Source organism: Synergistales bacterium, from assembly GCA_021736445.1.
In the GTDB taxonomy this organism is placed as follows: Bacteria; Synergistota; Synergistia; order Synergistales; family Aminiphilaceae; genus JAIPGA01.
In genome coordinates this window covers 45,037-54,597 of sequence record JAIPGA010000007.1, presented here as the reverse complement: position 1 = coordinate 54,597, position 9,561 = coordinate 45,037, and the positions used below count along the sequence as shown (strand labels likewise).

Here is a 9,561-nt window from a genome sequence, read left to right as displayed (position 1 = left end):
AAGACAAAGAGCATCTTGGCCTCTTCGATCCCCTTCTCCGTCAGCTCCACCCTTCGTTTGCCGGAGCGTTCGATAAGGCCCAACTCCTCAAGACTTGAGAGGTGATAGCGGACTGTCCTCGGGTCAAGGGGCATGTCCCGCATGGCCAGGGTGTTCTGGAGGTCTACGGCGTTCTGGGAGCTTTCGGAGAAGTAGAGAACCCGCAGGATCTCCACCTGCGTCGGCGGATAGCTCTGTTTCATCGGTCTTCCTCCGTTATACGAATTCGTTGTGGGCATGACAGGCAGAAAGGATGCTCGCTGCAGAGCCTCCAATCAATGGAGGTAGTGTACCCGATTCCCAACGGTTTGAACAGCCAAAACAAGGAAACGGACTTCCGAAATGCAAGGCACACCCCTCATGCAGCACCCATTTCGGCTTTTCCTGCAATCTGCTACTCACCAAAAGAAAAACCACCCGAACAACCAAAAAGAGCCCATTTTGAAGTGGATTTAATAAAAAAATGGCGATCGGGGCAAACGAAGCGCGATTTTTCTTCGGAAAACCCTTGACAGCCCACGAAAAGCGATGTACATTCGTTTCCAGAAAACGGAAATGGACTTCCGTTTTGACATGGATTCCGCAGCAAGGGGGCATAGAAGATGGACAAGATCTCGCTTCTTGTTTCTACAGGGAACCTCGGAGATAACATCATCGAGGAGAAATCATTCTACAAAGGCGTGCAGCACGATATCGACTGTTTCGCGGCAGACGCCGGTACGGCCGATGCCGGACCGACCTTCCTCGGCGCCGATATGGCGCATAACCCCATCGAATGGGAGCGTCACGATCTCAAGGTTTCCTTGATCGAGAGCCGGAAAAAGAACGTCCCCTTCATCGTCGGATCCTGCAGCACCACGGGGACGGACAGAGGTGTGGATCTCTACGCCGGATTGATCCGGGAGATCGCCGAAGAACATAAGCTGGCACCCTTTACCATGGCCTGCATCTACTCCCAGGTGGATATCGAGGCCATTCGGAAACGGATGTACCAGGGCAAAACGGAGCCTCTGGGTGCCGACTACGAGCTCACCGACGAGGTGCTGGACAGCACCAGCAACATGACAGCAAGCATGGGTGTCGAGCAGATCATCCACGCCCTCGAACAGGGGGCGGATGTCGTAATCGCCGGACGGGCCTGCGATGATGCGGTCCTGGCGGCCTATCCGATCTACAGGGGCTTCCCCCGAGGCATCAGCCTCCACATGGGCAAGGCAGCGGAGTGCGCCTCCCTGGTCTGTTGGCCCCAGATGGTCAAGGAGTCCGTTATCGCTACAGTCAAAGAAGACCATTTCACCATCGAACCCATGCATCCCCGGCAACGGGCCACCCCGCACAGCGTGGCCGCCCACTCCATGTACGAACGGACCGACCCGTTCATCCAGGGCGCCCCCGGCGGAACGCTGGACATGCACGGAACCCGGTATGTCGCCGAGACAGACCGTATCACCGGGGTCTACGACAGCGTCTTTGTCCCCTCCGAAGACGGGAGCTACAAGGTCAAGCTGGAAGGGGCCGGCCTGGTGGGATCCCGGGTCTACCACCTCGTAGGCATACGGGACACCCGGGCCATTGCCAACCTCGATGGGATCCTCGCGGACACCCGCACCAAGGTCTCGCAGATCATCGGCGCCGAAAGGGAAGGTCAGTACGAGCTCTTCCTCCATGTCTACGGGAAAAACGCCATCATGAAAGATCTCGAACCGGTGGAACGGACGGAAAGCCACGAGGCCGCCGTGGTGATCGAGGTGATCTCCATGGACGAGGAGCTGGCCACATCGGTGGCAAAGTGTGCCAAGTTCCGGCTCTTCTACATGAGCTACCCCGGCCAGATGAATTCCTCCGGCGGATCGGTGGGGCTGATCACCGACGAGCCGCTCTATCCCAGGAACAAGTGCTACAGGTGGACAGTGGACCATCTGCTCACTCTGGAAAACCCCCTGGACAGCGAGATCTTCCGCTACACCTTCGAGACGGTGAACGGGTAAGGGAATCCATCATGACAGCGACCGAGACTCGGGCCCCCTTCTATCTGCAGCGATTGGCAGGGTATTTCGAGGGAAGAAGCTATCTGTCGTTTCCGGAAGAGGTTCGGCGGAAAGCCCGTCGTGTTCTGGTGGACTTCCTGAGTGAGCTGGCTGTGGGATATCGGGAAGGCCCGCTGGCCAGGGTGCTCAACCCCTGGCTCATCGAGCAGGGCGGCCGCCCCGAAGCCACCCTGCTCGGCGAGGATGTCCTGCTGCCCGCCGGCAACGCCGCCCTGGGAATGGGGGTCATGGGGCACGCCATCGAACTGGACGACGGACACCGGTGGGGCACCAGCCATCCTGCCGTCGCGGTATGCCCTGCGGCCCTGGCGGCGGGCGAGCGGGACAGCGCCGCATTCCCGGAGATCCTTGGGGCCATCGTCACAGGCTACGAGGTGATGCTCCGGGCGGCCAGGGCGATCAACCCCTCCCACCTCCGGCGGGGATTCCACTCCACAGGCACCTGCGGGAGCCTCGGCGCGGCGGCCGCCGCCGCATCCATCGCCGGGCTGGACGCGGAACGGACCGCCTTCGCCATCTCCTTCGGCGGACTGCAGAGCGCCGGTCTCCAGGAGATGCTCCACGACCACCCCTCATCCAAGCCGCTTCAGCCGGGACGGTCCGCCCAGTCGGGAATCCTGGCGGCGGAGCTGGCCCGCCGCGGCGCGGGGAGCCCCCGCTCCCTCTTCGAGGGGGAACATGGGTGGCTCAAGGCCATGTCGGGAAGCGAATACAGCGAGTCCGCCCTGGTCGGCGAACTGGGCGAGCGGTGGGAGATCCTCCAGACCTACACCAAACTCTACCCCACCTGCAGGCACTGCCACGCCACCATCGATCTTGCCAGAGAGGCCTACAGGGAACTGCAACCAACCCTGGAGGATATCGCAGGCGTGACCGTATGGACCTACAGTCTCGGAGCCGCGGAGGTGGGACATATCCACTGCCCCCAGAGCTACGAGCAGGCCATGTTCAGCCTCCCCTTTTCGGTGGCCCTCGCCTTCGACCGGGGGAATGTCACCCTCTCCGACTACGGAGAGGCTACGCTCGCAGATCCGTGGCTTCAGGCGGTGGCGGAAAAAGTAGAGATCCGCATCGACGCGGAGATGGACGCCCGGTATCCGGAAGAACGGGGAGCGAGGATCGACGTCGTCCTCCGTGACGGCAGACGTTTTCAAAAAGCGATCCCCGTGGCGAAGGGAGAGCCGGAGAACCCCGTGGACGACAACGAACTCTACAACAAGCTGGGCGCCATGCTCGCCCACTGGTATCCCCCTTCTTTCCTGGCGGAACTCTGGGAACAGGTGGTGGAGGCCCCGCCGGAAAGCACGGACTACAAGGAGATTGTGACCCTGTTCGGGAGGTATTGCAGGCCATGAAGACCAAAAACATCTGCGAACTCGCACGGACCATCAGGAGCAAGAACGCCGGCAGTTTCATGGTAACGCTGGAGATCATCTTCGACGACCGGGAGATCTACAACCGGGTCAAGGAAAGCGGGGTTATCGACCGGAAGGCCGTGGCACAGGCCTATAACGTACCGGAGGAGAAGGTGCTCAACTTCATGTATTTCGACCCCGGCATGGGGATCAAGGCGAACTTCCGCCGTCCCCTGACCAGCGGAGGCCCCGGCGAGACCGACGTCTACGGCTGCCAGCAGTACGCCCCCCTGTTCAGCCTCGAGATCCCCTGGGAGGCGTAACGGCCGTGGCGACGATAGCCGAAGAACTCGCCGCCTTTGCGGAAGACCTGCAGCTGGACAGCCTTCCGCGGGACACCGTCGATCTGGGCAAACGCTGCCTCCTGGACACACTGGGGGCTTTGCTCGCCGGCTGCCACAAGTCGGAGACCGGCAGAATCGCGCGAAGCTATGCAGAAGACCTGGGAGAACGGGGACGCTGCACCGTCGCCGGGGTTGCCGGACAGACAAATGCAGCTACCGCCGCACTGGCAGGCGGAATGATGGCCCACGCTCTGGAACTGGACGACGGATCCAAGCACGCCACCTACCACCCCGGTTCGTCCATCGTACCTACAGCCCTCGCTCTCGCCGAGGAACGCTCCTTAAGCGGACGCGAACTCCTGGAAGCCATCATTGCCGGGTACGAGACGTCACTACGTATCGGCACCGCCATCAATCCTTCCCACTATCTTCGGGGTTTCCACCCCACGGGAACGGTGGCCGCCTTCGGCACCACCACCGCCGCTGGAAAGCTGCTGGGCCTGTCGGCCGAAGAGCTCGCCAACGCCTTTGGGCTGGCGGGAAGCCTGGCCTCGGGGATCAACCAGTACGAGATCGAGGGCTCGCTGGTCAAGCACCTCCACCCGGGCAACGCGGCGAAGAACGGGATCCTCGCCGCACGGCTCGCCGCCAAGGGATGCACGGGACCGAAGCAGGTCGTCGAAGGAAAGCTGGGATTCTGCCACTGCTTCGCCGACGAAGCACGGCCTGAAACGATCACCGATCAACTGGGAAGCGACTGGCATCTGCGGCGAATCTACGTCAAACCCTTCTGCTCCTGCCGCTACGTCCACTTCGCCGTGGAGGCCATGCAGCACATCCTGGACGAACAACCGCTCTTCCCGGAGGGGATCAAGGCCATCAGGATCCGGACCCACAGAAACGCAAAGCAGGGATCGGACATCCCGGAGGTCCACTCCGTACTCCACGCCCGTCTGAGCATCCAGTACGGCCTGGCGGCGGTGCTGCTCTGGGGCCACGCGGGACTCGACGCCTACGCCGAGGAGGCGGTCAGGGACCCCCGTATCCCGGAGATCGCAAAGAAGGTACAGATCGAGGTCGACCCGGAAATCCAGCGGAACTACCCAAATCCGCGCTCCATGGCCGTTGAGGTGGAGACAACCGAAGGAACGCGCTACCGCCACCGTGTGGACCATGCCAAGGGCTCTCCGGAAAACCCCATGAGCCGGGAAGAGCTCTTCGGGAAGTTCCGGGAGATCACGGCAGGACCGGTGACGGCGGACATCCAGGACAACCTGATCGAGCAAACCATGGCAATGGAAGAAGCCTCTTCCGTAACGCCGCTGACCGCTCTGCTCGCGCCTGGATCTCCCGATAGGGACACAACAAGAAGCGAAAGGAGCAGACATCATGGCACGGACCATCAATGAAGAGCTCTCCGCATTCGCGGCGAACCTGAAGTACGAGGACATCCCCGCAGAGGTACTGGACCATCTGAAGATCGTCCTGCTCGACGGATACGGCTGCGGCCTCTTCGGCTCCACCACACCGTGGATGCAGATCTACCGGGATACCCTGACGGCCACCACGGACCGAAAGGAATCCAGCATCTGGGGAACAGGAGACAAGACCTCTGTACTGATGGCCATGATGCTCAACGGTTCGGCCATCAACTCCTTCGAACTTGACGACACCCATACCGACGGCATCATCCACGTCTCCACCGGTGTCCTGGGCTGCATCACCGCCTTTGCCGAGATGATGGGGAATCTCTCCGGCAAGGACTTCCTCACCGCAGCAGCTCTGGCCTTCGAGATCTCCTGCCGCGTCGCGGCGCCGGTGGGCATGGAGATCGCCCACCAGGGATTCAACAACACCGGATCCTGCTGCCCCTTCGGCTCCACCGCAGGCGTGGGGCACATGCTTGGGCTGAACACCGAACAGATGATGAACGCCATGGGCATCGCCGGCAACTGGGCCGGCGGACTGCAGGCCGTTCAGTTTTCGGCCATGGCCAAACGAATCGTACCCTCCAAGAGCTCCGAAGGCGCCATCCTCGGTGCTCAGCTGGCGAAAAACGGCTTCACCGGGATCACCGATGTCTTTGAAAACAAGTTCGGCGGATTCTACAACTGCTTCACCGACGACGTCTACGACAAGGACCGGATATGCGGTGATCTGGGCACCCGCTGGGAACTGATGGGCATCGGCCTCAAGATGTACTCCACCTGCCGGAGCAAACACACCACCATCGGGGCTCTCAGGCGCTTCCGGGAGGAACACCCCGATATCGGTCCGGAGGATATCAAGAAGGTCACGGCCCACACTACCAGCATCACCAGAAAGTACTCCGTGGACGCCGACGCCATCACCAGCGTTGTGGCCGCCCAGCTGAGTCATCCCTATGTCTGCGCCGTCACCCTCCTTGAGGGAAATGCCTTCATCGACCAGTTCACCGAGGAAAAGATCAGGGATCCCAGAATCCTTGAGCTGGCCAGAAAGGTAGAGGTTGTGGACGACGAGGAGATCGAAAACCTGCCCCGGGCCTACCGCTATACCGTCAAGGTGGATGTGGAAACCGCGGACGGCCGGATCTTCAATCTCAGGGAGACCTACCCGAAGGGACACCCCAACAACCCCTTCACGGAGGCGGAACTGCGTTACAAGTTTACGTCACTGGCCGGCAGGGCCTTTCCGGAACCGGAGCGGCAGGAACGGATCATCACCACCGTGCGGAATATGGAAGAGCTCGATTCGGTCACGGCGTTCACGGGACTTCTCGGTACCGGATCGTAGGCTCCGGGCGGATCTGGAGGCAGGAGGGAAGAACATGGGGAAAACCGCGGTTGAACAGATCATCGGCGCCCACTGCGGACAGGATGTCGTCGCCGGAGACTACGCTGTGGTCTCGGTGGACCTTGCCATGAGTCACGACAGTACCGGACCGATCGCCATCAGGGCGTTCCGCGAATTCGGAACGGAACGCGTCAGCCACCCTGAGCGGATCGTTTTCATCCTGGATCACGCTACCCCCAGCCCGAACGAACGGGTCAGCGGGCTGCATTCCATGATCCGGGAGTTCGCCTCGGCGCAGGGCATCAGGCTCTACGACGTCGGCGAGGGCGTCTGCCATCAAATCGTGGTGGAAGAAGGCCTGGCGGCGCCGGGGCAGTTCGCCGTCGGTACGGACTCCCATACCTGTACCTACGGGGCGCTGAACGCCCTCTCCTTTGGTATCGGCTCCACCGACATGAGCGGCGTCTTCCTGACGGGGAAGCTGTGGCTGAAGGTACCCCAGACGATGAAACTCCGCTACCACGGGGAACCCCACCCGGTGGTTACGGGCAAGGATCTCATGCTGGCCACCATCGGCAGGATCGGTTCCGGCGGCGCCGATTATCTGGCCCTGGAGTTTTCCGGGGAAGCCATTGACTCCCTGCCCGTTCCCGAGCGGCTGACCATGGCCAACATGAGCATCGAGTGCGGTGCCAAGGCCGGCATCATGCCCGCCGACCGGGTACTCAGAGAGTGGCGGGCTTCGCTGGGACACAGAGGGGGCACACCGGTGGCAAGCGACCCCGACGCTGAGTACGCCGCGACCCTGGACCTCGATGCCGGCTCCATAGCGCCCCAGATCGCCAAACCACACACCGTGGACAATGTCGCCCCCGTCACAGATGTGGAGGGCACCCCGGTACAGCAGGTATTCATCGGGACCTGCACCAACGGACGCCTGGAAGACCTTCGGACGGCGGCACGCTATCTGGCATCCCGTCAGGTCGCGGAAGGGGTGCGGCTCCTGATCTGTCCTGCCTCGCGCAAGATCTTTCAGTCAGCCGCCGCGGAAGGTCTGTTGGAGACCTTCCTGAAGGCAGGGGCCGTCATAATGCCTCCCGGCTGCGGCCCCTGCCCGGGGACCCACCTGGGGATCCCCGGCGACGGCGAAACCGTGCTCTCCACCGCAAACCGGAACTTCAAAGGACGTATGGGCAACAACAAAGCCGCCATCTACCTGGCCTCGCCGGCCACCTGCGCCGCCTCGGCCGTAGAGGGCAGAATACGTGACCCGCGGGGCTTCGACGTCAAGGGGGTGCGGCACTGATGGCAAAACGGATTGTCGGTAACGCCCATATCTTCGGTGACGATATCAACACCGACTACATCATCGCCGGAAAGTACACGAAGACACTCGACTACTCCAGTCTCGCCGACCATCTCTTCGAGGATATCGATCCCGGGTTCGCCCGCAAATGCGGCGAAGGGGATCTGGTGGCGGCCGGGCGGAACTTCGGCTGCGGTTCCTCCAGGGAACAGGCACCCATCGCCCTGAAACACGCCGGCGTCGGTGCCGTTCTGGCCCGTTCCTTCGCCCGGATCTTCTTTCGCAACGCCATCAACCTCGGCCTGCCGGCCCTGCTCTGCGACACCCGGGATATCGAGGCCGGCGACAGGCTCAGCCTGGACATTGAAGCAGGAAATGTAACCAACCACAGCCAAAACAGGACCTACCGCGTGGAACCGCTCCCCCCCATCATGGTCGCCATCCTCGACGAAGGCGGACTGGTTCCATACCTCAAACGGCACGGCGACTTCGTTACAGGCCAGAGATTGCAAACATAGAGAGAGCGATGCCATGAAAGGAGTGATGCAGTGCCCGGTTTTCCAGTCGGATACAGAGGCGGTTGCGTGGTACGGACGGTTCTAAAGCACAGGTTTCCGACCAAAGACATGCAAGGAGGGTTACTCAGAATGACACGGAACAAGTTCCTATTGGCGCTGCTGGTTATTGTAGCGGTCTTCGCTTTGAGCGCTACGGCGGGAATGGCGCGGGATACCCAATATCTGAATATGGGCAGCACCTCGTCCACATCCGGCCTCTACTCCTGGTGTGTGGCCACGGCTTCGGTGATGAACAAGGCCGATATCGGCGTCAATGTCACCGTCGTCGAAAGCGGTGCAGCCCTGGACAATCTGCGGAGGATGCACGACGGCATCTTTGATTTTGCCCTCTGTGTCGACCTCCCCTCGGCCATGCAGATGTACAAGGGGATGGACACCTTCGAGGGCGAACAGTGGAAGGAAGTACGCTGGCTCTTCGTGCGGAATATCATCGCCGACCGTGTCTATGTCCGCAAGGATTCCGGCGTCGAGTATTTCTCCGATCTCGCAGGCAAGCGGTTCAGCCCCGGCATCCCCGGTTCGTCCGGTGCGGGGTACATGATGAAGATCGACGAGGTTCTGGGAACGGAGATCGACTTCCTTCCCGCGGCCTACGGGGACGCCATCAACCTTCTCAAGCAGGGCAGGATCGTGGGGCTCCAGAAGTCCAGCTCCATCAACGCCATCGACTCCTCGCTCATCGAAGTGAACCTCACCACACCCATTACCGCTATCGGATTCAAAAAGGAGAATATCGAGAAGGTCCGCGAGACCTACCCCTATCTCAACTTTCTGGAAACGCCCAAAGGCAAGATCAAGCAGCTCCCCGAGGTCGGCCCCATTTGGGAAGAGTGTCCCATTGTGGGCGCTGTGGCGACACCGCGGATCTCGCAGGAGACCGGCTACCACATGATCAAGACCTATGTGGAGAACTTCGACAAGATCGCCGACGCCTACTCCGGCGTAAAGGGCTGGAAGCCCGTGGAGGACTACTTCAAATACGCCGCACCGGGTGGAGAGATCCCGGCTCATGCCGGCCTGGTACAGTACGCGAAGGAACAGGGGATCGACGTTCCGGAACGCTTCATCCCGCCGGAATACGAACCGCAGCAGTAGAACAGATGCGTCCGGCCGGAC

10 protein-coding genes are annotated in these 9,561 nt (G+C 61.2%); 9 read left to right on the top strand and 1 reads right to left on the bottom strand.

The genetic code is table 11. The features are described 5' to 3' along the window. Positions 1-242, bottom strand: a 242-nt coding sequence (locus K9L28_02495; protein ID MCF7935201.1) for a ribonuclease R, incomplete at its 3' end; no start/stop codon positions are given. Between the two features lie 75 nt (positions 243-317). Between K9L28_02495 and K9L28_02490 the strand changes: the two genes are divergently transcribed. From K9L28_02490 to K9L28_02450, 9 genes are all read left to right on the top strand, one after another. After that, positions 318-551 carry a hypothetical protein gene (locus K9L28_02490; protein ID MCF7935200.1) on the top strand — a complete coding sequence of 78 codons (234 nt, stop codon included), beginning with the start codon at positions 318-320 and terminating at the stop codon, positions 549-551. A 90-nt stretch (positions 552-641) separates the two neighbouring features. Beyond that, positions 642-2,027 carry a DUF1446 domain-containing protein gene (locus tag K9L28_02485; protein MCF7935199.1) on the top strand — a complete coding sequence of 462 codons (1,386 nt, stop codon included), beginning with the start codon at positions 642-644 and terminating at the stop codon, positions 2,025-2,027. Positions 2,028-2,038: 11 nt separating this feature from the next. Further along, positions 2,039-3,442, top strand: a complete 1,404-nt coding sequence (locus K9L28_02480; protein MCF7935198.1) for an MmgE/PrpD family protein — start codon at positions 2,039-2,041, stop codon at positions 3,440-3,442. Beyond that, positions 3,439-3,765 carry a DUF4387 domain-containing protein gene (locus tag K9L28_02475; GenBank protein ID MCF7935197.1) on the top strand — a complete coding sequence of 109 codons (327 nt, stop codon included), beginning with the start codon at positions 3,439-3,441 and terminating at the stop codon, positions 3,763-3,765. The genes K9L28_02480 and K9L28_02475 overlap by 4 nt, the downstream gene beginning before the upstream one ends. Before the next feature lie 5 nt (positions 3,766-3,770). Beyond that, on the top strand, positions 3,771-5,195 hold the full coding sequence (locus K9L28_02470) for an MmgE/PrpD family protein (protein ID MCF7935196.1): 1,425 nt from the start codon (positions 3,771-3,773) through the stop codon (positions 5,193-5,195). After that, a complete protein-coding gene (locus K9L28_02465; GenBank protein MCF7935195.1) occupies positions 5,176-6,561 on the top strand; it encodes an MmgE/PrpD family protein in 1,386 nt (461 codons plus the stop codon). Before K9L28_02470 ends, K9L28_02465 begins: the two co-directional genes overlap by 20 nt. Positions 6,562-6,595: 34 nt before the next feature. Then, a complete protein-coding gene (locus tag K9L28_02460) occupies positions 6,596-7,867 on the top strand; it encodes a 3-isopropylmalate dehydratase large subunit (protein ID MCF7935194.1) in 1,272 nt (423 codons plus the stop codon). Further along, entirely contained in the window at positions 7,867-8,385 is a 519-nt protein-coding gene (locus K9L28_02455; GenBank protein ID MCF7935193.1) for a 3-isopropylmalate dehydratase small subunit, read from the top strand. The genes K9L28_02460 and K9L28_02455 overlap by 1 nt, the downstream gene beginning before the upstream one ends. A 129-nt stretch (positions 8,386-8,514) precedes the next feature. Then, positions 8,515-9,540 carry a TAXI family TRAP transporter solute-binding subunit gene (locus tag K9L28_02450; GenBank protein ID MCF7935192.1) on the top strand — a complete coding sequence of 342 codons (1,026 nt, stop codon included), beginning with the start codon at positions 8,515-8,517 and terminating at the stop codon, positions 9,538-9,540. Positions 9,541-9,561 lie beyond the last annotated feature (21 nt).

What these genes read in the sequence shown, in the direction of transcription:
- K9L28_02490 (MCF7935200.1), top strand. Translation starts at nt 318, where the DNA reads ATGGAGGTAGTGTACCCGATTCCCAACGGTTTGAACAGCCAAAACAAG.
- K9L28_02485 (MCF7935199.1), top strand. Translation starts at nt 642, where the DNA reads ATGGACAAGATCTCGCTTCTTGTTTCTACAGGGAACCTCGGAGATAAC.
- K9L28_02480 (MCF7935198.1), top strand. Translation starts at nt 2,039, where the DNA reads ATGACAGCGACCGAGACTCGGGCCCCCTTCTATCTGCAGCGATTGGCA.
- K9L28_02475 (MCF7935197.1), top strand. Translation starts at nt 3,439, where the DNA reads ATGAAGACCAAAAACATCTGCGAACTCGCACGGACCATCAGGAGCAAG.
- K9L28_02465 (MCF7935195.1), top strand. Translation starts at nt 5,176, where the DNA reads ATGGCACGGACCATCAATGAAGAGCTCTCCGCATTCGCGGCGAACCTG.
- K9L28_02460 (MCF7935194.1), top strand. Translation starts at nt 6,596, where the DNA reads ATGGGGAAAACCGCGGTTGAACAGATCATCGGCGCCCACTGCGGACAG.
- K9L28_02455 (MCF7935193.1), top strand. Translation starts at nt 7,867, where the DNA reads ATGGCAAAACGGATTGTCGGTAACGCCCATATCTTCGGTGACGATATC.
- K9L28_02450 (MCF7935192.1), top strand. Translation starts at nt 8,515, where the DNA reads ATGACACGGAACAAGTTCCTATTGGCGCTGCTGGTTATTGTAGCGGTC.